Origin of the sequence: Streptomyces sp. RP5T, from assembly GCF_003933965.1 — a bacterium.
Classification (GTDB): domain Bacteria; phylum Actinomycetota; class Actinomycetes; order Streptomycetales; family Streptomycetaceae; genus Streptomyces.
The window spans coordinates 1-23,220 of record NZ_RSAJ01000077.1; the positions used below are offsets into that span (position 1 = coordinate 1).

Below are 23,220 nucleotides of genomic sequence, written 5' to 3' on the forward strand. Positions count from 1 at the left end.
CGGGTGACGCCTCCGCCGGCTACGGCCCCGCGACCCTCGCCGGGAACGCCCGGGTGACCGACGCCCAGCGCGCCCGGCTCGAAGGCCGGTCCCCGATCATCGAGCCCGGCATCCAGCCCGCCGCGCTCACCGCGCTGCTCGGCCTGCTGCTCTCCGGCGCCGCGGCCGTCGGGTCGTACGCCCTGCTCGTGCCCCTCGTCGTCCTCCAGGCCGTCACCGCGGCCGGCTGGTTCCGGCTCAACGGCATGTGGCCGGCCCGCCAGGGCATCGCGCTGGCGTTCCTCGGCGCGCTGGTCGCGGACGCGGCCCTGCTGACGGCCGGCCGGGAGAACGCGCCCGCGGCGATCCTCGGCACCCTCGGCGTCTGGGTCCTGCTCAGCCTCGTGATGCAGCTCCGCTCGCACGCGGACCCCGACGAGCGCATGTACGGCCTGATGGCGACCGTCGCCTCGGCGGCCCTGGCGATCGTCGCGACCGGCCACCTCGCGGCGGACCCGGACGCGGTCACGGTCGGTGCGGCCGCGGTGGCCGTCGCGGTCCTGGCCCGCGCGCTGCCCCTGCCCACCCCGGCCTCCGTGGTCGTCGCGGTGCTCGCCGCGGCGGGCGCGGGCATCGCCGTCGGCGGGATGACGGACCTCGGCGCGAAGGGCGCCCTGCTCGGCGCGGGCGCGGCGGTGTGCGCGCTGATCGGCCACCGGGTCGCGAGCTACGACTACCCGTCCCGCTTCGTGCACTTCACGGCAGGAGTGGCCCTGCCCCTGGCCGCGGCGGCGCCTGCGGTGTACGTGCTGGGCCGGGCGATCAGCTAGGCGTCTCGACCCAGAGGCAGAAGGGGTGCCCGGACGGGTCGTGGAGCACCCGCACGTCGTCCTGCGGCTGGTACTCGGCCGACCGCGCTCCCAGCGCCACCGCCCGCGCGGTCTCGGCCTCCAGATCGTCCACCTGGATGTCCAGGTGCAGCATCATCTGCTGCTCGCCGGGCTCTCGGCCGGGCCAGACCGGCGGCACGTACGCGGGCTCGGTCTGGAAGGCCAGGGACGTGCCCCCGGTGCCGGGCGGCGGTCCGATGAGGACCCAGTGCGGCTCCTCGGCGCGCATCACGTACCCGAGGAGGCGCTGGTAGAACGCGGCGAGCTCGTGGGCGTCATGGGCGTCGAGGACGACGGTGGACAGCCGCGCGGAGGAAGACATGCCCGCCTTCCTACTGCCGCCGCTTCTTCCCGTCCAGTTCGTCCCACCACTCGTCGGACTTGGGGTCGCCGGAGGGGTCGTCCCACCAGCGGTCGTCGGGGCCGCGCCGGTTGGCGACCATCGCGGCCAGCGGCGGGATCACCATGGCGACCACGCACATCCCCACGGCCATCGGGATCGACCAGAGCCGCACGACCCCCCAGGCCAGGACGAACAGTCCGATGCAGGTGCCCATCATGGCGAAGTAGACACGCCGTCGTCGCGCCAACATGGTTCCAGCGTAGGCCCGGACAGGCCGAAGGGCCGTACCCCGGGGGTACGGCCCTTCCCCTGCTCAAGCGCCTCAGACGGCGATCGCTACCTCGGACAGGCCGCCCTGCTGGGCGACGACCGTACGGTCGGCGGTGCCGCCGGGGACCAGGGCGCGGACGGTCCAGGTGCCCTCGGCCGCGTAGAAGCGGAACTGGCCCGTCGCGGAGGTCGGGACCTCCGCCGTGAACTCGCCGGTCGAGTCCAGGAGGCGGACGTAGCCCACCACAGGCTCGCCGTCACGCGTCACCTGACCCTGGATCGTGGTCTCACCGGGCTTGATCGTCGAGGCGTCCGGGCCGCCGGCCTTCGCTCCGCACATGTCTTTCTCCAAAGAGGGGTCTGACCGGAAGGAAGGCCGGTCGGGTTGGACGGGTGTCTTACTTGTTGGCGCCGAGCTCGATCGGAACGCCGACCAGGGAGCCGTACTCGGTCCAGGAGCCGTCGTAGTTCTTGACGTTCTCGACACCGAGCAGCTCGTGCAGCACGAACCAGGTCAGGGCCGAGCGCTCACCGATACGGCAGTACGCGATGGTGTCCTTGGCGAGGTCGACCTGCTCGTCGGCGTAGAGCTCCTTGAGCTCCTCGTCCGACTTGAAGGTGCCGTCGTCGTTGGCGTTCTTCGACCAGGGGATGTTGCGCGCGGACGGGACGTGGCCCGGGCGCTGCGACTGCTCCTGCGGCAGGTGGGCGGGGGCGAGCAGCTTGCCGGAGAACTCGTCGGGCGACCGCACGTCGACGAGGTTCTGCGAGCCGATGGCCGCCACGACGTCGTCACGGAAGGCGCGGATGGACGTGTCCTGGGCCTTGGCCTTGTAGTCGGTCGTCGGGCGCTCGGGCACCTCCTCGACCAGCTCGCGGGCGTCCAGCTCCCACTTCTTGCGGCCGCCGTCGAGGAGCTTGACGTTCTCGTGGCCGTAGAGCTTGAAGTACCAGTAGGCGTAGGAGGCGAACCAGTTGTTGTTGCCGCCGTAGAGGATCACCAGGGTGTCGTTGGCGATGCCCTTCGCGGACAGGAGCTTCTCGAAGCCCTCCTGGTCGACGAAGTCGCGGCGGACCGGGTCCTGCAGGTCCTTGGTCCAGTCGATCCGAATGGCATTGCGGATGTGGTTCTTCTCGTAGGCGGACGTGTCCTCGTCCACCTCCACGATCGCGATGTTCGGGTTGTCGAGGTTGGCCTCGACCCAGTCGGCGTCGACCAGGACGTCGCTGCGGCTCATGCTCTTTCTCCTCCGGGGCAGTTGCGGCGGGGCGTGCGGAAGGGTGCGCGGGGCGCACGGATGCCCTGGGACGCCAGGGCGGGGGATGCGGAGGCGGTGCCGTCCGCTCAGAAGGGGCGACAGAGCATGGCGGCGACGCGGCACAGGTCTACTGCCCGCCGCTTCGTGAGATCCGCCTGTCGCTTCATGTGGTCGATCGTAGGGACGGACATACCGGCATGTCACCGGTGTGTCGCATGCTGAGATGCGATCGTCCGAGATGTGGGACCAAAAAGCCGCCCGGACCGTGCTCCCACGGTTCCCGGGCGGCTGTAGCCGTCATCACATCTACGGTACGGACGTCACCGTCTCGCCTGTCGGACGAGCCGTGGTCCGGTCCGAGGCTCGTCCTACCCGGCGAGCTTGACGTCCGAACCCGTCACCGCGATCTCCACACCGTTCGCACCCGCTTCGACCCTGTCGAGCTTGATGCCGCCGGGCAGACCCTCGATCTTCTGGTCGAAGTCGGCGACCGAACGGAAGTCGGAGTCGGCGAGGGTGATGTTCCCGAAGCTGGGGATCGAGTCGGCGTGCACCCGGACGGTGTCGCCGTCGACGACCGAGACGGTGCTGAGCACGGAGACGGGCTTCTCCAGGGCGCTGAACTTGATGTCGACCTTGATCTTGCCGTTCCCGCCGTCGGAGAGTCCGACGACCTTGGCGGTGACGCCCAGCGGGAGCTGGGCCTCCTGGGACCCGGCCGCCTTCAGCAGCTGGTCGTAGGCGATGGTCGCCGAGCCGGCGGCGGTGGAGGCGGTGGCGGAGCTGTAGTCGCCGGAGAAGGCCACGCCCTTCATGGCGGCGTTCAGGTCGTCGATGCGGATCGTGCCGCCGCTGGTGCCGGTGTCCGCGGCGTAGTCCTTCATCCCGACCTCGACGTCGTCGAGCTCACCCCCGGCCACCTGGGTCAGGAACGGGAACCCCTTGATGTCCACGCTCGGCGTCGTGGTCAGCCCCTCCTGCGTCTTCAGCCGGTCCGCGACCTCGCCCTCCGCGAAGTGGACCGCCAGACGGTCGGCGGCGACGAACAGCCCGCCGAGAATCACGGCGGTGATCAGAAGTATTCGCAGGGCGCGCATGCGGTTGGATCCCCCAGAGCGGCGGTGGTGTCGACAACGGACGGGTGGCCGTCGAGCGTGAGACTAACCCCGCCGGGCGGGGCGTTCCTTGAATTGTCGACCACCTGTGACAGGCCGCCGGTCCGCCCGGCGCGGGCCGGCTCAGTAGACGAGCGCCTGCGTCCCGTCCGCCAGGGCCTCCTGCACGAACACCTGCGCGCCCGCGATCCGTACGCCCTCGATGACGTCCTGCTCCGTGATGTCCCGGCGGGCCGCGCACTGGGTGCACAGCGTGAGCCGCCCGCCCGCGAGGATCGAGTCCAGCAGGTCGGGCAGCGGGGCCGCGTGCGGCAGCTCGAACTCCGCGGCCCGCCCCGGCAGCGCGAACCACGCCGACTCCCCGGTCAGCCACAGCGAGACGTCCACCCCACTGGCCACGGCCACCGCCGCCACGGTGAACGCCTGCGAACAGCGCTCGGGGGCGTCGGCCCCGGCGGTCACCTTGATCACGAGCTTCTTCGCCATGCGGGCAGCGTAGTGCGAGGACGGCCGGACCACCGCGACGACCACCACCACCGACCGGCCTCCGGCGCCACGGTCGGCGTGTCCTGATCGTGATCGGCCCCGCCGCAACCTCGGCCGCCGACCGGCGGTCTCCTGTGCGGCGCGCACGCGGAGTGCGCGGTACACGCCCTGTGGGAGACGTACGTGAAGGACCCGAAGAGACGGATGGCCGCCGCCGCGGCCGTACTGGGTGTCGTCGCCGGGACATGCGCCGGATACCTGGTCCAGGCGGCCCGGGAGCCGAGGCTGCCCCTGCTCGTCCAGCCGGAACTCCCGCGGGCCCGCGGGCCCCAGCCGCAGCCGCTCAGCGCCGAGCAGGACCGCAAGGTCAGGAACGACGGCGATCTGCGGGAGCTGCTGCTGACGAAGCCGGCCGGGGCGACCACACCGGACTGGGTGGCGACCCAGGGCTGGTTGTACCTGGAGGACTACGCCGCCACGTGGGAGCACCCCGAGGCCGGCGCGACCTACCTCGAAGAGCAGGAGTTCCTGCGGGCGGCGGTGACCGGCTGGGACACGGGCGACCACGAGGTGGAGATCTGCCTGGTCCAGTTCGGCCAGAAAGAGGTCCCGGCGGCGCCCGAGGACGACAGCGAGAGCACCCGCTTCTGGGCGCAGGAGGACCTGGACGTGGAGAGCCGGCCGATACCCGGCACCGGCGGGGGCAAGGCGTACGTCCACCCGGAGCCGTCCAGCGAGTCCGCCGTCGCCCCCGGTCTCAGTGCTGAGGCGCACGCGTCGCGCGGCGACCTCTCCCTGCACATCTGGGTCTACGGCGACGACCCGGTCCCCATGGGGACGATCATGGATCTGGCCGAGCGACAGATGGAGCGGCTGTGAGGGGAACGAGGGCCGTGTCCGCCCTGCGCTGGATCGCCGTCGTGGCCGTCTTCGCCGTGGGAGGGACCGCCACCGCGTACGGCATCACCCGCCTGGACCGGGAAAACGTGCCCGGGCTCGCGGCGCCGACGGAGCGCCTGTGGGAGTACCCGCGTCTGAGCGGTGCGCCGCTGCCCGCCGACAGTCCAGCCCCGTTCGCCGACGAGGACGACCCGGGCGCCCATCACGCGGATCTGCGGGCCCTGGTGCTGCCCGCGCCGGAGGGCGCCGTGGAGGACCGGGCGCTGCGCGGCACCGGGGGATGGCTGGCGACCGACGACTTCCTGGCGGAGTACGCCGAGCCGGACCGGGCGGCCCTCCGGCAGACGCTCGTCGACACCGGGCTGCGGCATGTCGCGGCACGCGGCTGGACCACCGAGGACGGTACGCACACCCGTGTCTACCTGCTCCGCTTCGGCACGGCCGCGGTCGCGGACGACCTGTTCCACCAGCACCTGGCACGCCAGGGCGCTCCGGGCCACCGAGTGCGCGGCGCCGAACGGGCCGTCCACGACGAGGATCTCCCCGACGCGTCCGGCATCGCCGAGATCCGCCGCTCCGTGTACGACGAGACCCGGCCCTACGGCGCCGAGCACGTCCGGCAGGCCTATCTGTCCGCCGGGGACGTGCTGGCCGTGGTGCTCCAGTCCCGCGAGGGGGCCACCGTCGACACCGTGCCCTTCGTGCAGACCCTGGCCCTGCAGAGCCAGCTCCTGGCCTGAGCGTTCGTGCCGTCGCGCCGTTCCGGATGTGTCCGGATCGTGATCAACCGTGCGTACAACTCTGGGTGTTGAACAGGAGTCACCTGTGGAGCGCGCATACGGAATGCGCGCTTCTTGTCTGTGGGGGACCCGTTGGAAGTACCCGAAGAGAGATCCGGCGCACGCCGCCGGGGCCGTACGACACTGTTGATCGCCGGCGCGGCCGTACTCGGCGTCGTCGCCGGAGGCTGCGCCGGATACCTGATCCAGGCCGACCGCGAGCCGACGAAGCTGCCCTCCCTTTCCCAGCCGACCCTCGCCCAGGCCAGGGAGCCGGCCCCGGAACCGCTGTCGGCCGCACAGGACCGTCGAGTCAAAACGGACGGCGACCTGCGCAAGCTGCTGCTGAAGAAGCCGGCCGGGACGAAGACCGCCGCGTGGCTGTCCTCGGTCGACGGCTGGCTGAGCCTTCCCGCGTACGCGGACACCTACGTCAAGCCGGGCGAGGCCTTCGGCGACGCCATCAGCGGTGAGTTCCGCAGGGCGGCCTCCGTGGGGTGGACCAAGGGCCAGGCGGACTTCGAGGTCCGGCTGACCCAGTTCCGGCAGGAAGAGACCCTCGCCGCCTCGGACGTCACGTCGGGCGACCAGTACTGGGCGGCCGACGAGTCCGCCACCCGGAGCTGGACCCTGCCCGGCACGGAGAACGGCATGGTGTACGTCCACGACAAGCCGGACACCAAGCCCGGCTATCTGCCGCAGTACTACGCGGAGGCGCACGCGTGGCGGGGCGACATCGTGGTCGACGTCTGGGTCTACGACACCAAGCCGGTCCCCAAGAAGACGATCATGGACCTGGCCGAGCGGCAGATGGAGCGGCTGTGAGCGAGAACGCCGAGAACGCCGAAAACGCCGACAGCGCGGTCAGCGTCGAGGACGCGGCGAGTGCCGAGGACGTGGTGAGCGCCGAGGGCGTGGTGAGTGCGGGGGCCGTGCCGGAGCCGGTCCCTGCCGGTCGCAGTGGTCGCCGCGGCCGTATCGCCGCGATCGCCGTGTCGGTCGTGGCGGCCGGGGCCGTCGTGGCGGGGGTCGGCTGCACGGTCGTCACCGTGAACGGCGCGGACCGCGACGCCGGCGCGCCGGTGTGGACGTTCCCGAAGGGGGCCGGGGCCGGGGAGGCGAAGGCCGCGTCCGCGCAGGGACTGGGCGGGTTGCTCGTGCCGTACGGGTCCGACGGATGGAGCCGGGGGCCGGACATCGGGGAGTTCGGGTACGACGCGCAGCTCAGCGGCGCGCGGGCGACCGCGCTGGCGAAGGAGCCGCTGAGCGGGTTGCCGCGCAGCCAGCGCAGGGAGCTGGAGAAGCGGATCGACAGGCAGCACATCTCCGGGATCGCGATGCGCAGCTACGTCAGCACCGAGGAGCTGTCCTCCGTCTACACGGACCAGGCCTCCGTGCTGTCCGTCCAGCTGGCCCGCATGGGGAGCACGGCGGCGGTCCGCGACCTCGCCCGCTCCCAGCAGACCTTCTTCGACTCGCTGGGGGTCTTCGACGAGGGCCCGAAGATCGAGGGCCACAAGGACGCCGCGTGCTACCTGCCGCCGGTGGACGAGAAGGACGGCAAGAACGCCCTCGAGTCCATGTACTGCGTCGCCGCGCAGGGCAACGTCCTGGTCACCCTCACCGCGACCAGCGCCAAACCCCTCCAGAAAACAGGCATCACCATGTTCCTGCGCGAACAGCTGGACCGTATCGAGGAGCCGGGGGAGGCGGTATGACCCACCAGGCGGAAGAGACCGGCCACGGGACGAGCACGGACCCGGCGAAGGGACCGGCGGAGACCTCGGGGCCGGAGCCGACGGAGACCGACATGTCCCACTCGGCCGATGAGCCCGAGCCCACGCCCGGGTCCGTTCCCGAGCCCGCGCCCATAGCGGTACCGGAGTTCTCCCCGGCCCCGCTCACCGCGCCGCGGCCCCCCACGTCCCGCCGCCTCCTGCGCACCGCCCTGCGCTGGGCCGCCGCCGTGGCCGTCTTCGGGATCGTGGGGGCCGGGACGGCGTACGGGATCGCGGGGATGGAGCGGACCGACGTCCCCGGTCTCGGGACCGTGTCGGACGGGAGGTGGGTGTATCCCACGCTCACGAAGCCGCCGCTGCCGAAGGGCAGTCCCGGGCCGCTCGCCAAGGAGAACAGGACCGGGACGCACTACGCGGGCCTGCGGAAGCTGGTGCTCCCCGCACCGAAGGGCGCGACGGCGGACGCGGCGCTGCGCGGCACCGACGGCTGGCTCCCGACGAAGGACTTCCTCACGGCGTTCGGGGAGAAGGAGGACCGCGAGGAGCTGGCGCAGAAATTGACCGAGTACGGGCTGCGGCACATCGCGGCCCGCGGCTGGGCCACCCCCGACGGCACCCGCACCCGTGTCTACCTGCTCCAGTTCGACACCGCGACCGTCGTCGACGAGCTCACCGGCCAGATCGCCCCCTACGGCGGCCCCGGCTACCAGCTGCGCGGCGCGGCCGACTCGGTCTCCGACGACCGCTTCCCGGGCAAGGCGCAGATCGAGGACGTCACGCACGTCGTCTACACCGAGGCCAAGCCGTACGGCGCCGAGCAGACCCGGCACGCCTACCTGGCCGTCGGCGATGTCCTCGCCCTGGTGATCCAGGACCGCAAGGGCACCGCCGGCCCCGTCCCCTTCCAGCAGACGGTGACCCTGCAGAGCCAGCTGCTGGCGTGAGGAGGCCCGCACGGTCCCCCGGGCCCCGGCCGCGTAAGCTGGGGCCCGGCCCGTGTACATGCACCGCACCCCGCTCATCCGAGGAGCACCCCGTGGAGATCTTCTTCGAAGCCCTGCTGGTCCTGGTCTGCGTCGGCGTTCTCGCCTTCGCCGGACTGACCGTGAAGAAGCTGTACCAGGGCCAGCGCTGATCCCCCTCTAGGAACCGCCACTCATGATCGAGATCCCGTCCGACCTCCACAAGGACCTCGTCCCGCTCGCCTTCCTGCTCGGCAACTGGGCCGGCGCGGGCGTGCACGACTTCCCGGGCTCGGAGAAGTGCAACTTCGGCCAGGAGGTGACCTTCGGCCACGACGGCCGGGACTTCCTGGAGTACCGCTCCCACACCTGGGTCCTGGACAACGACGGCAACAAGGTCCGCCCGCTGGAGACCGAGCACGGCTTCTGGCGCATCGACTCCGACCGCAAGGTCGAGGTGACGATGGTCCGGGACGACGGCGTCGTCGAGATCTGGTACGGCGAGATGGCCGACCAGAAGCCGCAGATCGACCTGGTCACCGACGCCGTCGCGCGGACGGCCGCCTCGGGCCCGTACAGCGGCGGCAAGCGCCTCTACGGCTACGTCAAGAGCGACCTCATGTGGGTCGGCGAGAAGCAGACCCCCGAGGTCGAGCTGCGCCCCTACATGTCCGCCCACCTGAAGAAGGTCGTCACCCCGGAGGAGGTCGAGCGCTGGGCCAAGGACCTGCCCGACGACATGCCGGACGACGGCATCGCTTTCTTCAAGTAGTCCTAGACTTTCCGGTGTGGTGAGCACCGACTGGAAGAGCGACCTCAGGCAGCGCGGCTACCGGCTGACGCCGCAGCGCCAGCTTGTCCTCGAAGCCGTGGACACCCTGGAGCACGCGACCCCCGACGACATCCTCACGGAAGTGAAGAAGACGGCGTCGGGGGTCAACATTTCCACGGTCTACCGGACCCTGGAGCTCCTGGAGGAGCTCGGTCTGGTCAGCCACGCCCACCTCGGGCACGGGGCGCCGACGTACCACCTGGCCGACCGCCACCACCACATCCACCTGGTGTGCCGCGACTGCCAGAACGTCATCGAGGCGGACATCGAGGTGGCCGCCGGCTTCACCGCGAAGCTCCGGCAGGAGTTCGGCTTCGAGACCGACATGAAGCACTTCGCGATCTTCGGCCGCTGCAAGGACTGTTCTCTCAAGGCTTCAACTACCGAGTCGTAGGCTTAGGCATATGAAGAGCCCTCTGCTGTCCCTGCCCGGCGCCGTCCCCGCCGAGGGCGTGGACGAAGGCGTGGCCGCGCACTACGGCGACCTGTTCCGCGAACAGCGCGCCCTCGCCGACGGCACCGGCTTCGTCGACCTCTCCCACCGCGGGGTCGTCACGGTGACCGGCGACGACCGCCTCAGCTGGCTGCACCTGCTGCTCACCCAGCACGTCAGCGACCTGCCCACGGGCCAGGCCACCGAGGCGCTGATCCTCTCCGCGCACGGGCACATCGAGCACGCGCTGTACCTCGTCGACGACGGCACGACCGTCTGGGCGCACGTCGAACCCGGCACCCAGGGCGCGCTGATCGCGTACCTGGAGTCGATGAAGTTCTTCTACCGGGTCGAGGTCGCCGACCGCACGGACGAGTTCGCGGTCGTCCACCTCCCCGCCGGTTCCATCGCCGAGGTGCCGGAGGGGGTAGTCGTACGCGAGACGCCGTACGGCCGTGATCTGTTCCTGCCCCGCGCGGACCTGGAGTCGTTCGCGGAGAAGTCCGGCCCCGCGGCCGGCCTGCTCGCCTACGAGGCGCTGCGGGTCGAGCACCACCGTCCCCGGCTCGGCTTCGAGACCGACCACCGCACCATCCCGCACGAGCTGGGCTGGATCGGCAGCGCGGTGCACCTGCAGAAGGGCTGCTACCGCGGCCAGGAGACCGTCGCCCGCGTCCAGAACCTCGGCAAGCCCCCGCGGCGGCTGGTCTTCCTGCACCTGGACGGCAGCGAGGTCCATCTGCCGCCCGCCGGCGCCGACATCCGGCTCGCGGACGAGGGGCCCGAGGGCCGCAAGATCGGTTTCGTGACGACGTCCGTACGGCACCACGAGCTCGGCCCGGTCGCGCTCGCCCTGGTCAAGCGGAACGTCCCCCTGGACGCGCGGCTCATCGCCGACACCACGGCCGCGGCCCAGGAAGTCGTCGTCGAGCCGTAGGAGGCAGGACGGTACGACGGGGTCACCCCCGCCCTCGTCCGGCGTCAGCCACAGCCAGGGGGCGAGCGCCTAGCCCGCCCCCTGGCTTCCCTGTTGCATCTGCGGCAAGCGGTACGGACGGCCCGGCACTCTCCGGCGCAGATGGCACGTCTGCGCCTCGACGAGGCCCGCGCGCGGCTGCGGTCCGCCAGTCCCGGGGTGCGCGCCGCGGCCGACGGTCTCGCCCGCATCGCGCTCACCACGGCCGAGGAGCTCGGCATGGCCGCCGTGGCCCGGGACTGCCGGGAGCTGCTGCGCGTGCCGCCGACCGGACCGTGAAGGGGCGCGTCGCCGGCGGCCCGTGAACGTCACATCTCCAACAGGACCGTGAACGGGCCGTCATTGGTGAGGGACACCCGCATCCGGGCGCCGAAGCGGCCGGTGGCCACCGTCGCGCCCAGGGCGCGCAGCTGGGCGACGACCTCGTCGACGAGGGGCTCGGCGACGTCGCCGGGGGCGGCGGCGTTCCAGGTGGGGCGGCGGCCCTTGCGGGCGTCTCCGTACAGGGTGAACTGGCTGATCACCAGGAGCGGGGCGTCGATGTCGCTGCACGACTTCTCGTCGTGCAGCATCCGCAGCGACCAGAGCTTGCGGGCGAGTTGGGCCGCCTTCTCCTTGGTGTCCTCGTGGGTCACCCCGACGAGGACGCACAGGCCCTCGCCGCTGATCTCCCCGACCGTCTCCCCGTCCACGACGACGCTCGCGCCGTCCACCCGCTGTACCACTGCACGCATGTGACCATCATGCCGGTCCCGCGGGAAGGACCCGCGTTCGGGCTGGTATTTGATCCTTAACCCCCCATCTGGGGCCGTTGGGGGCCGTTCGGGGGCACTCGGTCACATAGCGGCCACTTGGGGTGGCACGATGCTTCCACACGCCGGTCGAGGGGACGGTTGAGGCGCATGAGCACACCGATCACGGGGCAGCATTCCGGGCCCGTCCGCGTTGTCCGCGGGGCGGAACCGGAGGCACTCCGGCCGCCCGCGCAGCGCACGGACAGCCCGCTGCTGCCGCCCGATCCACCCGAGCACGATCTCGCCACGCTGAGCCTGCCCGAACTGCGCACCCTGTGCAGGGACGCCCAGCGGGACGAGGCCGACCTCAGTTACGTACGGCGGCTGCTGCAGGGCCGTATCGACATCCTCCGCGCGGAACTGCACCGCCGGTCCCCGTCGGGCCCGGTGCCCGAGCGGCTCCCGGAGGCCTCCGTCGTCGAGCGGCTCCCGGAGATCCTCGCCGACGCCCCGGCCCGCCACCGCTCCTCGGCCCGCCACGTCAGGCTGGGCACCCCGCTCAGCGAGGAGTACCGCCTGCTGGCCGCCGAGATGCTCGCCGAGGTCGAGCTCTCCGACCTGGGGGCCCGCACCGACCTGGAGCTGAACACGGCGATGGGCCGACTGGTGCGGTACGAGCAGCAGGTGTCCGGCCGGCGCCAACGGCTGCAGCGGACGGCGGACGAGTGCAGCGGGGAGATCACCCGGCGGTACCGGGAGGGGGAGGCGCAGGTGGAGGATCTGCTGACCTGACCTGACCTGACCTGACCTGACCTGACCTGACCTGACCTGACCTGACCTGACCTGACCTGACCTGACCTGACCTGGCCGCGCTGCGGTCCGGGGGCGCTGAAAACCGCGCGACACCTCCGCTGGGTCCGCCTACCGTGGCCCCATGAGCGCCCCCGCCGACATAGACGTCCGTCCGGTCACCGAGGCCGAGTATCCCGAGTGGCTGCGGGCCGTGCACGCCGGGTTCCTGCGGGAGCCCGTCGTGTCGGAGGCGGAGCTGGAGGCGCGCCGGAGCCAGTTCGAGCCGGGGCGGTTCGTCGGGGCCTTCGAGGGGGACCGCTGCGTGGCGACCTTCCGGTCGTTCGCGCAGGAGGTCACGGCGGTCGGCGGAGCCCTCGTACCGGCCGACGCGATCACCGCCGTCACCGTCAGCGCCCCGCACCGCAGACGCGGCCTGCTCACCCGCATGATGAATCAGGATCTCGCCGCCGCGAAGGACCGCGGCGACGTCGTGGCCACCCTCATCGCCGCCGAGTACCGGATCTACGGCCGCTACGGCTTCGGCCCCGCCACCTCGGCCGCCGAGTGGACCGTCGACGTCCAGCGCACCGGCCTCGACGGGCGCGGCCCGCGGCTGGAGGGCGGGAGCCGTATCGAGCTGGTGGGCCCGGACGAGGTCCGCAAGCTCGGCCCCGAACTGCACGACCGGATGCGCCGCGCCACCCCGGGTGCCGTCAGCCGCGGCGACTGGTGGTGGCGGACGGCCACCGGCGCCGTACGCTTCGACCCGAAGTGGACCGAGCCGTTCTTCGCGGTGTACCGCGCGGGCGACGGCGCGGTCGAAGGGCTGCTGATGTACGAGGTGGACGACAAGTGGGGGGATGCCAAGCAGCCGTTGAACACGGCGAGCGTGCGCAGCCTGCTCACCACGACCCCGGCCGCCGAGCGCGCCCTGTGGCACTACCTCTGCTCGATCGACTGGGTCACCCGGGTCAGGAGCGGCGCCCGCGCCCCCGACGACCTGCTCCCGCACCTGCTCCCGGACCCGCGCGCGGCCGCGATCACCACCCAGGCGGACTGGATGTGGGTGCGGATCCTGGATGTCGTACGGGCCCTGGAGGCGCGGACGTACGAGGGCGAGGGCGCGCTGGTGCTGGAGGTCGTGGACGGGTCCGGTCTGGCCGGCGGTCGCTACCGGCTGGAGGCCTCGCCGGCCGGGGCGTCCTGTACGACGACCGCAGCGGACGCCGATCTCACCCTGGACATAGGGGAGTTGGCGGCGCTGTGGCTCGGCGACGAGTCGGCGGTGCGGCTCGCGGCGCTGGGGCGGGTGCGGGAAGAACGAGCGGGCGCCGGCCGGGTGGCCGACGCCCTGCTGCGTATGTCCAGGCGGCCTTGGTGCCCGGACATGTTCTGAGGCTCCCTCCTGTCGACGACGGCTGACTGTTCATCCGTAGCTGTGCTCTTCAGTTGTGACTGTGCTGGTGAGGCTCTTCAGTTGTCGGTGTTCAGTTGTGGCTGTGCAGACCGACCGGGCTCCCGGCTCCCCTCCGGAAGGGAGCCCGATCAGCCGGATCCTGGGCCCGACGGGGCGGGCGTCATCCGGACGGCGTCAGCCTGACTGGGCGAGCAGCATCACGAGGACGACCGCTCCGATGCCGCCGATCGCGACGTTCTTCGACTTGACGCCGATGGTCAGGGCGAGGAACGCGATGATGCCCATCGCGCCCCACTTCCACTGGACGAGCGCTTCGAAGCCGACGGCGAGAGCGGCGATGGCGACGGCGATGAACGGCATGACGGTCCCCCCTTCGGGACGGTCCCTCTGCGGGACGGTGGCCCCTGTCGATCGCCGAGTGGCCAACCTTGAGAACTTTTGACCATGTTCCTTAAGGTTGACCAAGTTGGCGACCAACTTCACTGTACTTATCTCCGCTTGGAAGCGGCTCATAACCACCTTCCAGTGAACTGCCCAAAGATGGCGGGAAGTTGTAGGGTTTGGTCGTGGACCCGAAACACGCCTCCGTCAATGGACGGAAGAGGTCGCAGCGGCCACAGAAGTCACATCGCGAGGTGGCCGACGAGCTCCGCGCCCGGATCCGGTCCGGCACGCTGCGAGCAGGTCAGCGCATGCCCACACAGGCACGGCTGGCCGACGAGTTCGGCGTCGAGCGCGGGGTCGTACGGCAGGCGCTCCACCTGCTGCAGACCGAACACCTGCTCACCAACGTCTCCAAGGGAAGCCCGGCCACCGTCGCCCCCGACCTGGGGCTGAGCAGGACGGCCGCCGGCCCCGGGGCGGCGCCGCAGCCCACGATGGTCACCCTCGGCCCCCGTATCGCCGCCGCCTTCGCGGCCCCGCACGTCGAGATAGACGCCCTGTGCCTGACGTCGGTGTCCCTCAACCTCGCCATCGGCGAGGGGCTGCGCCAGATCCACGCCGGACGGCTGAATCCGGCCAAGGTCGACGTCCGCGTCCTGCTCCCCGGCCGGGACATCGACCTCGCCTTCCCGGTGCCGGTCGACGGCCGCGGCGACGACGACCCGGTCCACGAGCGCTGGCTGGCCCACCGCAACGCACAGGGCCAGGTCCTCCAGCACAACCTGCTGGCCCTGCGGGCCACGCACGGCATCGACGTCCACGTCTCCTTCCGCGCGCTGCCCTTCACGCCCCCGGTGAAGCTGTACCTGCTCAACGGCATGGAGGCGCTCTTCGCGTACTACACGCTGACCCGCCGCAAGGAGGAGATCGACGACGAGCACCTGGAGTTGTACGACTCCGAGGGCACCCAGTCGATGCTGTTCGCCTTCGAACAGGGCGCGGGGCTGCGGGACACGACCTTCGTGGAGCAGTCCCATCTGTGGTTCAACGCACTGTGGGAGACCATCAGTTCGGAGCTCGCGCTCACAGGCTGAGGTCTCCCACAGGGGCGGATCCGGGTGTGCTCGGGTCATAGGGCGGGTCCCGCGACCAGCAGGGCGAGCACCACGGCCCCGGTCGAGCTGATCGCCGGGTTCTTGGCCTTGATGCCGATGGTGAGCAGGAGCATCCCGATGATGCCGCTGGCTCCGTACTTCCACTGCAGGGTCTGCTCGACGCCGACGACGAAGACGGCGGAGAGGAGGGCGAGGGCCGGCATGGTGGTTCCCCCTTCAGGCTTCGGGGCGGGCGAAACGGGCGAGGCAGGCAGTGCGGAGGCAAAACTTCCACCAACTCAACCAAGTTGGCAACCAACTCTGACTATGTTGTCCCCACTTGGTGGTACTTGATAAACAACTTCGCAACAACTCCCCACAGATGGAATGGAGTTGTACCGTTTGGTCGTGACCCAGGAGAACGTGGCAGTGAACGGCAGCAGAAGGCTCTCGCCCCAGGAAATCGCCGACACCCTGCGGGAACGCATCCGCACGGGTGAGCTCAAGGCCGGCGACCGCCTCCCCACCCAGGCCGAACTCGCCGAGGAGTTCGGGGTGGAGCGGGGCGCGGTCCGTCAGGCACTGCGCGCACTGCAGGAGGACGGGTTGCTCAGCAACGTGAGCAAGGGGAGCCCGCCGCGGATCGCCGAGGTGCCGGTCACCCAGGGGAGCCCGCAGCCGACGATGGTGGCCCTGGCGCCCCGCCTGGCCGAGGCGTTCGCGGGGCCGCAGGTCCGCATCGACGCGGCCTGCCTCACCGCGGAGACGCTGATGGTGGCCCTGAGTGAGCCGGTCCGCCTCATCCACGAGGGCCGTATCCACCCCGAGTCCATCGACGTCCGCATCCTCCTCCCCTCCCGGGACATCAACCTGGCCTTCCCGGTCCCGGTGGAGACCCCCGACGACGACAACCCGGTCCACCAGCGCTGGCTGGAGATGCGCAACGCCCAGGGCCACGTCCTGCGCCACAACCTCCGCTCCCTGCGCTCCTCCCACGGGATCGACGTCAGGGTGAGATTCCGGGCGCTGCCGTTCACTCCGCCGGTGAAGCTCTACCTTCTCAACGGCGTGGAGGCGCTGATCGCCTACTACATGGTCGCGCGCCGGGAGGAGGCCACCGACACCGGCATGCTCGACATGTACGACGTCCTCGGCACGGAGTCGCTGCTGTTCTCCTTCGAGAAGAGCGCGGGTGAACGGGACGCCGCGTTCGTCGAGCAATCGCAGAAGTGGTTCGACGCCCTCTGGGAAACCATCACGACGGACCTGACACTCTCCTAGTGACTCCTGAGACGACGCACACTGAACCGGTGACAGCAGAGACAGCACGACTCGCATCACTGGTCGCCTCCACTCGGTATGTGCTCTGGGACATGGACGGGCCGATCTGCAAGTTGTTCGCGGGGTATCCGGCGCACCAGATAGCCGGGGAACTGGTGGAGAAGATCGACCAGTTGGGGATGGGCGGACTGCTGACCGAGCAGGAACGATCCGGCAATGATCCGCAGGACGCCCTGCGGGCCGTTCATGAGCGACGCCGGGGCAGTGACCTGGTCCTGGAGCTGGAGGAGTGGCTGACCCGGCGCGAACTGACGGCGGTCGCCACGGCGTTGCCCACCCCGTACGTGGATCCGTTGATCAGGACGTGGTGGTCGTACGGAGTCAGGTTCGCGATCACGACCAACAACGCGGCCGCCGCGGCAACGGCGTACGTGGAGAGCCGCCGGCTCACCGACTGCTTTCCCCACGTCTACGGCCGCACCCCGAACCTCGACCTGATGAAACCGAACCCGCACTGCCTGGAGCAGGCCGTCAAGGCGATGGGGGCGGCGCCCTCGGCCACCTTGATGATCGGTGACACGGCCACGGACCTCCAGGCGGCACAGCGGGCCAGGGTGGCGTTCCTGGGCTATGCGATCAATGAGCACAAGGAACGGACGCTGAAGCAGGCGGGAGCCGACGTCGTCGTGAGCTCGATGGAACAGGTGTTGAAGGTCCTGGGGACCGAGGGCGGAGGTACGGTCGCGAGGTGAGCGAACGACGCGAAACGGGTTCCGCGATCCTGGCGGCGCTGCGGTCCCGGATCTCCGACGGCACGTACTCACCGGGTTCCCGTCTTCCCCCACAGCGTCAACTGGCCGAGGACTACGGCGTCTCGCGCGACACGGTCCAGCGCGCCCTGAGGGAGCTGGAGTCCGAGGGCTGGATCGAGACCCGACAGGGCAGCGGCTCGCAGGTCCGGGCGACGCTGCCCGTCCACGTGGCGACACAGCCGAGGGTGCCTTCCGGCCGGACAGGGCTGGGGCCTTTCGTGCGCCGTGCCTTTGAGTGTCGCATTGTGGAACTCGACGTCTTCACGCTGACCTCGGAAAGCCTCGACGCCCACATTCGGGTGCAGGCCGAGGCGATCCGCACGGGCCAGATCCCCACCCCGGACCGCATCGCCCTCCGCCTGCTGGTGCCGTCCGGCATGGTCGAACTCCCTTATCCGCGGGCCAGGGCGCCGAAGGACCGTTCCGACGCCGAGGTGAAGGAACTGGACCGGATCCTTCAGGCGCGGACCAGAGAGATCATCCGACGGCACACGTCCTCGCTGCGTGACGCCCTGCGCAGCCTCAGGACGGACGGGCTGGTGCCCGACGTGGAGGTGGCGGTCCGGGAGGTGCCGCTCGTGCCGACCCACAAGCTGTACTTGCGGCGGGGTGTGGAGGGCCTGCTGGGCCCGTACGAGGTCGTGGAGCGCACGATCCTGACGGACGACGGCACCGAGATCGACGCCTGCGATGTCCTGGGGCCGGGGTCCGCCCTGACGGAGCTCGCCCATGACGAGGGCACCCCCGACGCCACCGGTTCCGTGCTCCTGCGGACCTGGCAGGAGTGGTTCGACTCGGCGTGGCTGCTGCTGGCCACGTAACGGAGCGGGCACGGGGACGTTAAAAAGCCCGGTACGTCTCTGACATAGCCGACAGGTCTCCCCCCAAAGGACGCATCCGGGCCGTGCGGACGAGCGCGTGCCGCTATCGTGTGCATCAATTTTCTTGGATGCGCATCGCTTTCGATGTTTAGAACTAGCGTTTCAGGAGCATGGGTGGCGATCGGGGCTTGGCCTGACCGCGGGGGCGAAGTCCGTAATGCCGTTCTCACGGCATTCCTTCGGAACGGATACATCCGTGAGATCTCCACGGGAGTGCGGGTGGCGTCCCCCCGGACGGCGGCTGGTGAACTGGCCCGGACCTGTCCGGCCGACAAGCCCGTCGACTCCCTGACCGTCGGCGTACTGGCCCGGTTTCTCGCGCAGTTGACGCTCGTCCGCAAAGAGGCCCTGCCCGCGCTGCCCGCCGAGTGGTCGCGCAACGAGAGGGACAGCAGGGCCTATCTGGACACCCTCGTGCGGCAGGCGAAGCGTCGGACGCTCGACCCCAACCAGTCCGCGATCGGTGGCCTGTTCGCGGTACTCGGGGTACCGGGTGACGGGCTGGTCCGGTTCGCCGAGCAGGTGCCCGCCATGTCCCGCCGGCCCTACGGCCTCCTGCTCACCAACCTCGCCCGCACCAACGTCACCGTCCTGGAGGGCCCCAAGCTCTCGGTGGCGTGCGTCGACTGGACCTCGGCGTCGTACGGTGACCCGCTGCACGGTCTCGCCAGCCACGTGGTGCGGATGCGCTATCCCGCGGCCCAGGTGGACGAGGTCGTCCAGGCGTGGACGGACGAGATGCGGCGTACCCGGCCCCTGGCCGTCAGCGGACTCGGCCGGGACCTCCCGTACTACATGGACTTCGAGCGGATCCATGCCGCGTACGACGACGTGATCCGCGCCGCGAGGTCTCTCGGGGACTCGGTCGGGGACGGGCCGCTGCTGACGGCGGCGGCGGACATCGGCGAGGGGCTGCAACGGGCCGCCGGCCTGCTCGGCATGTCCGAGGTCCCGCCCGAGAAGGAGATCGCGGACGCCCTGTTCCGCTGGCAGGCCGCGCGCCTGGCGAGGGAGGCCGGAAGGGTGCCGGACACGCTGTTCCGGTGGCGCCGCGACAGCCGTGTCCCCGAGCGGGAGGACTTCTCGTCCGACCTGGTGCGCAGCGCTCTGGCGGCGGAGGGAGTCGCCCCGGCCGACCGGGTCTTCCGCGGCACGGCTCATCTCAACACCGTCGTCCGGCTCGCGGAACACGACCACCCCGTGGTGGTCCGTCGCGAAACCGCGGCGGCTCCGCGCCGAGAGCAGGGGCTCCTGCCCGAACATGCCGTCCTGCAGGTGATCGAGAGCTCCGGTGTGCGGGTGCGTGCCCCGCGCATCCTGGCGCTGGGCTACGACGACCGCGGGCGTCATGTCGCGATCCACACGTACGAGGGTCCCGAGGGCCGGGCTCCCCAGCACCCCGTGGACGGCCTGCTGCCCGCCGAGGCGGACGAACTGGTCGACGAGCTCGCCGCGCTCGCGGAGGTGGACCATTCGTCCCTGCCGTCCGAGGAGCCGGCCGGGGGCTTCTATCGCTGGCTGGTCGAACGGCTTGCCGACTTCGTCGCCGCATTGCCCGCCGAGACCCTGCGGGCCGCCGACCACCGCGGCCTGCCGGACGGCGCCCTGCTCCGGCACATCCTGGGCCGCTACGAGGTGACCGAACGGGCCCCCGTCCTGCTGCACGGTGACCTCAACCCCTGGAATCTGGTGCGTGCCGGGCGTCAGGGCGGGCTGACGATCATCGACTGGGAGATGGGGATGATCGGCGACCCCCTCTACGACCTGGTGCGCCATCTCCATCTGACGCCGACCCGCACGGAGATGCGTGTACGCATGTTCCACCGCTGGAGCAGGAAGCTTCCTTCCGACCGCGTCGTGGGCTGGGAGCGCGACTGGCGCGTGTACCGCTGGATCGAGCAGATCCGCTCGGCCTACGTCGACCTGGACCGGATGACGACGGGAGCCGCGCTGAGCACCCCGAACGTCCGGCGGGCCGTGGCCGCCTACGAGATGACCCTGTCCGCCGCCACGGGCTCCCTGGGGCTGCGCAGGCGTGTCGTACCGAAGGCACCCGCCTCCCTCAAGGCGTCCTGACTCCCCGGACCCGGTGCGTAGGCTCACCCCATGACCGCCCCCGGCCTGCGCCAGCGCAAGAAGCAGCGGATGTACGAGACCGTCTCCGAGATCGCCATCCGGCTCTTCCTGGAGAAGGGGTACGACGCCGTCTCCGTGGCCGAGATCGCCGCTGCCGCCGAGATCTCCAAACCGACCCTGTTCCGGTACTTCCCGGCGAAGGAGGACCTCGTCCTCCACCGGATCGCCGATCACGAGGACGAGGCCACGCGGGTCGTGGCCGGGTCGGACGAGGCGCCTCTGGTCGCCCTGCGGCGGCATTTCCTGGACGGGCTGGAGCGGGACGATCCCGCCACCGGGCTCAGCGATCACCCCGATGTGCTCGCCTTCCACTCGCTGCTCTACGGCACCCCCGCCCTCGTCGCCCGGGCGCACGGGCACCTGGAACGGCAGGAGGCCGCGCTCGCCGAGGTGCTCGGGGGTGACCTCGACGCCCGGCTGGCGGCGGGGCAGATCATCGCGGTGCGGCGGATCCTCGCCCTGGAGAACTGGCAGCGGATCGCCGCGGGGGAGCGGATCGAGGACGTGCGGGCGGATGCGGTGACCGCGGCCGAGCGGGCGTTCGGGGTGTTGGCGAGTGGTCTGACGTGGCTCACCTGAGACGTGGCTCGCCTGAGGTGTGGCTCAGCTGAGTGAGGCTCGGTAAAAAATGTAACCGAGTTACATATTCTCGCGTACGCTCGTCCCCATGACGTCAGCCGCCCCCGCCCTGAAAGACGCACTCCGCCGCGAGCGCGCCCACCACGACCGCTGCCGCTCGGCCCTCGCCGCCATGGTCGACGGGGCTCAGGAGCAGGTCGTCGTCGGGGAGGACGTCTCCGCCTCCGGGGCCGATGCCGAAGTGCTCGGGTATCAGCTGCGCAGCCGGGCCAAGGAGATGCGGGAGCTGCCCGAAGGGCCGCTGTTCTTCGGGAAGTTGGAGTTCGACGCGGGCGAGCACGCCGGACAGGCGTATCACCTGGGCCGGCTGCGGATCACCGAGCACCCCGCCGCTCCGCCCCTGGTCGTCGACTGGCGAGCGCCCGTCTCCCGCGCCTTCTACCAGGCCGGCGCCCACGATCCGCAGGGGGTGGCCGTGCGCCGGCGGTTCGGCTGGGCGCCGGGGAGCAAGGGGGACTCCGCCGATCTCACGGGACTGGAGGACGAGCATCTCCGGGACGGCGGGCCGCCGCAGGTCAGCGACATCGTCACCCGGGAGATCGAACGGCCCCGCGTCGGACCCATGCGGGACATCGCCGCGACCATCCAGCCCGAACAGGACGACCTCGTACGCGGCGACCTCGCCGTCTCCGTGTGCCTCCAGGGCGCTCCCGGGACCGGCAAGACCGCCGTGGGGCTGCACCGGGCCGCCTATCTGCTGTACACCCACCCGCAGCGGATGCGGCGCGGCGGGCTCCTCGTCCTCGGGCCCAACCGGACCTTCCTCTCGTACATCTCCCAGGTGCTGCCCGCGCTGGGCGAGACCGGCGTACGGCAGTCCACGCTCCAGGACGAGATCGCCCGCCGGCCGGTCACCGCCACCGACACCCGCCCGGCCGCCGCTCTCAAGCACGATCCCCGCATGGCGGAGGTGCTGCGCCGGGCGCTGTACGCACGCGTGTCGACCGAGGCAGTCCACTCCGTGGAGATCAGGGACGGTTCCTACAACTGGCGGGTCGGCGCCGGTGAACTCGCGCGGATTGTGGCGGACGTACGGCAGGAGGAACCGCCGTACGGGATCGGGCGGGAGCGGGTGCGCGGGCGGGTGGTGCGGAGCATGCAGTTGCGGGCCGAGCGGCGGGCCGGGCCGCAGAACGGCGCCTGGGTGCAGCGGATCTCGCGGTCCCGGGTGATGGGGGCGTTCCTGGACGCCGTGTGGCCCAAGGTGCGGCCCGAGGAGGTCGTGGCCGGACTGCTCGGTGAACGCGAGGAGTTGGCGGTCTTCGCCGACGGGATTCTCGACGCGGAGGAGCAGGAGGACCTGCTGTGGGCCAGGCCGCCGAGGTCGTGGAAGTCGGCTCGCTGGTCGGCAGCCGATCTGGTGCTGCTCGACGAGGTCGCCGGGCTGGTGGAGCATCCTCAGGGTTACGGGCATCTCGTGGTCGACGAGGCGCAGGACCTGTCTCCGATGGAGTGCCGGGCGCTCGCCCGCCGGGCCCGGTTCGGGTCGGTCACCGTGCTCGGGGACCTGGCGCAGGGGACCACGCCCTGGGCGGCCCGCTCCTGGCACACCGTCCTGCGGCATCTCGGCAAGCCGGACGCGGCCGTCGTGCCGCTGACCACCGGTTTCCGGGTGCCGCAGGCCGTCGTGGGGCTCGCCAACCGGCTGCTCGGCCGACTGGACGTGGACGTGCCCGAGGCGCGATCGCTGCGCGGGGACGGTGAGTTGAGCATCCGGCCCACCTCCCTGGTCGCCTTGCCGGGCGCGGTCGTCGACGCCGTACGCGAGTCGCTCGCGCACGAGGGGTCCGTGGGGGTCATCGCCGCCGCCGCGGACGTGGACCGCGTACGGCAGGCTCTCGACGAGGCCGGGATCGCCGCCGCCGGGCCCGAGGAGCTGGGGGCGCGGGTGAGTGTCGTACCGGCCGGTGCGGTCAAGGGACTTGAGTACGACCACGTCGTGGCCGTCGAGCCGGCCGCGATCGCGGAGGCCGAGGCGGCGGAAGGGGGCCGGGGGCTGCACCGGCTGTATGTCGTCCTGACCCGGGCGGTGTCACGGCTGGTGGTGGTGCATGGGCGGCCGTTGCCGTTCTAGGGCGGGAGTGGAG

The 23,220-nt window shown here is 70.9% G+C and carries 29 protein-coding genes; 19 read left to right on the plus strand and 10 right to left on the minus strand.

Annotated elements, in window-relative coordinates; all coding sequences use genetic code 11:
* On the plus strand, positions 1-809 hold an 809-nt coding region (locus tag EHS43_RS11395; protein WP_125190420.1), incomplete at its 5' end, for a hypothetical protein.
* Here EHS43_RS11395 and EHS43_RS11400 read toward each other — a convergent pair.
* The 7 genes from EHS43_RS11400 to EHS43_RS11425 all read right to left on the minus strand — a co-directional run bounded on the left by EHS43_RS11400 (position 802) and on the right by EHS43_RS11425 (position 4,342).
* On the minus strand, positions 802-1,191 hold the full coding sequence (locus tag EHS43_RS11400) for a VOC family protein (RefSeq protein WP_125190421.1): 390 nt from the start codon (positions 1,189-1,191) through the stop codon (positions 802-804). The genes EHS43_RS11395 and EHS43_RS11400 overlap by 8 nt on opposite strands.
* A 10-nt stretch (positions 1,192-1,201) precedes the next feature.
* Positions 1,202-1,462, minus strand: coding sequence for a DUF3099 domain-containing protein (locus EHS43_RS11405; RefSeq protein WP_125190422.1), 261 nt, complete (start codon positions 1,460-1,462; stop codon positions 1,202-1,204).
* A 72-nt stretch (positions 1,463-1,534) separates the two neighbouring features.
* Entirely contained in the window at positions 1,535-1,822 is a 288-nt protein-coding gene (locus EHS43_RS11410) for a DUF1416 domain-containing protein (protein WP_125190423.1), read from the minus strand.
* Between the two features lie 58 nt (positions 1,823-1,880).
* Positions 1,881-2,720: a sulfurtransferase gene (locus EHS43_RS11415; protein ID WP_125190424.1), complete on the minus strand. Its 840-nt coding sequence runs from the start codon at positions 2,718-2,720 to the stop codon at positions 1,881-1,883.
* A 107-nt stretch (positions 2,721-2,827) separates the two neighbouring features.
* Positions 2,828-2,932, minus strand: a complete 105-nt coding sequence (locus EHS43_RS48905; protein WP_369009042.1) for an Ms5788A family Cys-rich leader peptide — start codon at positions 2,930-2,932, stop codon at positions 2,828-2,830.
* Positions 2,933-3,109: 177 nt separating this feature from the next.
* Entirely contained in the window at positions 3,110-3,838 is a 729-nt protein-coding gene (locus EHS43_RS11420; protein ID WP_125190425.1) for a DUF2993 domain-containing protein, read from the minus strand.
* A gap of 141 nt (positions 3,839-3,979) precedes the next feature.
* On the minus strand, positions 3,980-4,342 hold the full coding sequence (locus EHS43_RS11425) for a DsrE family protein (RefSeq protein WP_125190426.1): 363 nt from the start codon (positions 4,340-4,342) through the stop codon (positions 3,980-3,982).
* 183 nt (positions 4,343-4,525) lie between these two features.
* Here EHS43_RS11425 and EHS43_RS11430 point away from each other — a divergent pair, with 183 nt between their 5' ends.
* From EHS43_RS11430 to EHS43_RS46375, 9 genes are all read left to right on the plus strand, one after another.
* Complete coding sequence (locus tag EHS43_RS11430; RefSeq protein WP_260470476.1) at positions 4,526-5,221, plus strand: hypothetical protein; 696 nt, start codon at positions 4,526-4,528, stop codon at positions 5,219-5,221.
* Positions 5,218-5,982, plus strand: coding sequence for a hypothetical protein (locus EHS43_RS11435; protein WP_125190427.1), 765 nt, complete (start codon positions 5,218-5,220; stop codon positions 5,980-5,982). The genes EHS43_RS11430 and EHS43_RS11435 overlap by 4 nt, the downstream gene beginning before the upstream one ends.
* Positions 5,983-6,114: 132 nt before the next feature.
* On the plus strand, positions 6,115-6,846 hold the full coding sequence (locus EHS43_RS11440; RefSeq protein ID WP_125190428.1) for a hypothetical protein: 732 nt from the start codon (positions 6,115-6,117) through the stop codon (positions 6,844-6,846).
* Positions 6,843-7,739, plus strand: coding sequence for a hypothetical protein (locus EHS43_RS11445; protein WP_312023415.1), 897 nt, complete (start codon positions 6,843-6,845; stop codon positions 7,737-7,739). Before EHS43_RS11440 ends, EHS43_RS11445 begins: the two co-directional genes overlap by 4 nt.
* A complete protein-coding gene (locus tag EHS43_RS11450; protein ID WP_125190429.1) occupies positions 7,736-8,704 on the plus strand; it encodes a hypothetical protein in 969 nt (322 codons plus the stop codon). The genes EHS43_RS11445 and EHS43_RS11450 overlap by 4 nt, the downstream gene beginning before the upstream one ends.
* Before the next feature lie 214 nt (positions 8,705-8,918).
* Complete coding sequence (locus tag EHS43_RS11460) at positions 8,919-9,494, plus strand: FABP family protein (RefSeq protein WP_125190430.1); 576 nt, start codon at positions 8,919-8,921, stop codon at positions 9,492-9,494.
* A gap of 16 nt (positions 9,495-9,510) precedes the next feature.
* Entirely contained in the window at positions 9,511-9,948 is a 438-nt protein-coding gene (locus EHS43_RS11465) for a Fur family transcriptional regulator (RefSeq protein ID WP_125190431.1), read from the plus strand.
* A 10-nt stretch (positions 9,949-9,958) separates the two neighbouring features.
* Positions 9,959-10,924, plus strand: a complete 966-nt coding sequence (locus EHS43_RS11470) for a folate-binding protein YgfZ (protein WP_125190432.1) — start codon at positions 9,959-9,961, stop codon at positions 10,922-10,924.
* Between the two features lie 141 nt (positions 10,925-11,065).
* Complete coding sequence (locus EHS43_RS46375) at positions 11,066-11,242, plus strand: hypothetical protein (protein ID WP_185806211.1); 177 nt, start codon at positions 11,066-11,068, stop codon at positions 11,240-11,242.
* Between the two features lie 29 nt (positions 11,243-11,271).
* Here EHS43_RS46375 and dtd read toward each other — a convergent pair whose 3' ends face one another.
* Positions 11,272-11,697 carry a D-aminoacyl-tRNA deacylase gene (dtd, locus tag EHS43_RS11475; protein ID WP_125190433.1) on the minus strand — a complete coding sequence of 142 codons (426 nt, stop codon included), beginning with the start codon at positions 11,695-11,697 and terminating at the stop codon, positions 11,272-11,274.
* Between the two features lie 168 nt (positions 11,698-11,865).
* Here dtd and EHS43_RS11480 point away from each other — a divergent pair, with 168 nt between their 5' ends.
* On the plus strand, positions 11,866-12,489 hold the full coding sequence (locus EHS43_RS11480) for an aerial mycelium formation protein (protein WP_125190434.1): 624 nt from the start codon (positions 11,866-11,868) through the stop codon (positions 12,487-12,489).
* 142 nt (positions 12,490-12,631) lie between these two features.
* On the plus strand, positions 12,632-13,885 hold the full coding sequence (locus EHS43_RS11485) for a GNAT family N-acetyltransferase (RefSeq protein ID WP_125190435.1): 1,254 nt from the start codon (positions 12,632-12,634) through the stop codon (positions 13,883-13,885).
* A gap of 195 nt (positions 13,886-14,080) precedes the next feature.
* Here the strand turns inward: EHS43_RS11485 and EHS43_RS11490 are convergent, their stop codons facing one another.
* On the minus strand, positions 14,081-14,266 hold the full coding sequence (locus EHS43_RS11490; RefSeq protein WP_125190436.1) for a hypothetical protein: 186 nt from the start codon (positions 14,264-14,266) through the stop codon (positions 14,081-14,083).
* A gap of 200 nt (positions 14,267-14,466) precedes the next feature.
* Between EHS43_RS11490 and EHS43_RS11495 the strand changes: the two genes are divergently transcribed.
* Entirely contained in the window at positions 14,467-15,384 is a 918-nt protein-coding gene (locus tag EHS43_RS11495; protein WP_125190437.1) for a winged helix-turn-helix domain-containing protein, read from the plus strand.
* A 35-nt stretch (positions 15,385-15,419) separates the two neighbouring features.
* Here the strand turns inward: EHS43_RS11495 and EHS43_RS11500 are convergent, their stop codons facing one another.
* Positions 15,420-15,608: a hypothetical protein gene (locus tag EHS43_RS11500; protein WP_053851924.1), complete on the minus strand. Its 189-nt coding sequence runs from the start codon at positions 15,606-15,608 to the stop codon at positions 15,420-15,422.
* Positions 15,609-15,786: 178 nt separating this feature from the next.
* Here EHS43_RS11500 and EHS43_RS11505 point away from each other — a divergent pair, with 178 nt between their 5' ends.
* The 6 genes from EHS43_RS11505 to EHS43_RS11530 all read left to right on the plus strand — a co-directional run bounded on the left by EHS43_RS11505 (position 15,787) and on the right by EHS43_RS11530 (position 23,207).
* Positions 15,787-16,665: a winged helix-turn-helix domain-containing protein gene (locus EHS43_RS11505; RefSeq protein WP_125190438.1), complete on the plus strand. Its 879-nt coding sequence runs from the start codon at positions 15,787-15,789 to the stop codon at positions 16,663-16,665.
* The gene (locus EHS43_RS11510) at positions 16,614-17,417 is read left to right on the plus strand and encodes an HAD family hydrolase (protein ID WP_125190439.1); all 804 of its coding nucleotides are present in this window, start codon (positions 16,614-16,616) and stop codon (positions 17,415-17,417) included. Before EHS43_RS11505 ends, EHS43_RS11510 begins: the two co-directional genes overlap by 52 nt.
* Positions 17,414-18,298 carry a GntR family transcriptional regulator gene (locus EHS43_RS11515; protein ID WP_125190440.1) on the plus strand — a complete coding sequence of 295 codons (885 nt, stop codon included), beginning with the start codon at positions 17,414-17,416 and terminating at the stop codon, positions 18,296-18,298. The genes EHS43_RS11510 and EHS43_RS11515 overlap by 4 nt, the downstream gene beginning before the upstream one ends.
* Positions 18,299-18,577: 279 nt before the next feature.
* Positions 18,578-20,434 (plus strand): phosphotransferase family protein, encoded by a 1,857-nt coding sequence (locus EHS43_RS11520; protein ID WP_260470477.1) that lies wholly within the window; start codon positions 18,578-18,580, stop codon positions 20,432-20,434.
* A gap of 30 nt (positions 20,435-20,464) precedes the next feature.
* On the plus strand, positions 20,465-21,073 hold the full coding sequence (locus EHS43_RS11525; RefSeq protein ID WP_125190442.1) for a TetR/AcrR family transcriptional regulator: 609 nt from the start codon (positions 20,465-20,467) through the stop codon (positions 21,071-21,073).
* 88 nt (positions 21,074-21,161) lie between these two features.
* Positions 21,162-23,207: an AAA family ATPase gene (locus tag EHS43_RS11530; protein WP_125190443.1), complete on the plus strand. Its 2,046-nt coding sequence runs from the start codon at positions 21,162-21,164 to the stop codon at positions 23,205-23,207.
* Positions 23,208-23,220 lie beyond the last annotated feature (13 nt).

Coding starts and splice junctions, on each gene's coding strand:
- EHS43_RS11400 (WP_125190421.1), bottom strand. CDS start 1,191: ATGTCTTCCTCCGCGCGGCTGTCCACCGTCGTCCTCGACGCCCATGAC.
- EHS43_RS11405 (WP_125190422.1), bottom strand. CDS start 1,462: ATGTTGGCGCGACGACGGCGTGTCTACTTCGCCATGATGGGCACCTGC.
- EHS43_RS11410 (WP_125190423.1), bottom strand. CDS start 1,822: ATGTGCGGAGCGAAGGCCGGCGGCCCGGACGCCTCGACGATCAAGCCC.
- EHS43_RS11415 (WP_125190424.1), bottom strand. CDS start 2,720: ATGAGCCGCAGCGACGTCCTGGTCGACGCCGACTGGGTCGAGGCCAAC.
- EHS43_RS48905 (WP_369009042.1), bottom strand. CDS start 2,932: ATGTCCGTCCCTACGATCGACCACATGAAGCGACAGGCGGATCTCACG.
- EHS43_RS11420 (WP_125190425.1), bottom strand. CDS start 3,838: ATGCGCGCCCTGCGAATACTTCTGATCACCGCCGTGATTCTCGGCGGG.
- EHS43_RS11425 (WP_125190426.1), bottom strand. CDS start 4,342: ATGGCGAAGAAGCTCGTGATCAAGGTGACCGCCGGGGCCGACGCCCCC.
- EHS43_RS11450 (WP_125190429.1), top strand. CDS start 7,736: ATGACCCACCAGGCGGAAGAGACCGGCCACGGGACGAGCACGGACCCG.
- EHS43_RS11460 (WP_125190430.1), top strand. CDS start 8,919: ATGATCGAGATCCCGTCCGACCTCCACAAGGACCTCGTCCCGCTCGCC.
- EHS43_RS11470 (WP_125190432.1), top strand. CDS start 9,959: ATGAAGAGCCCTCTGCTGTCCCTGCCCGGCGCCGTCCCCGCCGAGGGC.
- EHS43_RS46375 (WP_185806211.1), top strand. CDS start 11,066: ATGGCACGTCTGCGCCTCGACGAGGCCCGCGCGCGGCTGCGGTCCGCC.
- dtd (WP_125190433.1), bottom strand. CDS start 11,697: ATGCGTGCAGTGGTACAGCGGGTGGACGGCGCGAGCGTCGTCGTGGAC.
- EHS43_RS11480 (WP_125190434.1), top strand. CDS start 11,866: ATGAGCACACCGATCACGGGGCAGCATTCCGGGCCCGTCCGCGTTGTC.
- EHS43_RS11485 (WP_125190435.1), top strand. CDS start 12,632: ATGAGCGCCCCCGCCGACATAGACGTCCGTCCGGTCACCGAGGCCGAG.
- EHS43_RS11490 (WP_125190436.1), bottom strand. CDS start 14,266: ATGCCGTTCATCGCCGTCGCCATCGCCGCTCTCGCCGTCGGCTTCGAA.
- EHS43_RS11500 (WP_053851924.1), bottom strand. CDS start 15,608: ATGCCGGCCCTCGCCCTCCTCTCCGCCGTCTTCGTCGTCGGCGTCGAG.
- EHS43_RS11525 (WP_125190442.1), top strand. CDS start 20,465: ATGACCGCCCCCGGCCTGCGCCAGCGCAAGAAGCAGCGGATGTACGAG.
- EHS43_RS11530 (WP_125190443.1), top strand. CDS start 21,162: ATGACGTCAGCCGCCCCCGCCCTGAAAGACGCACTCCGCCGCGAGCGC.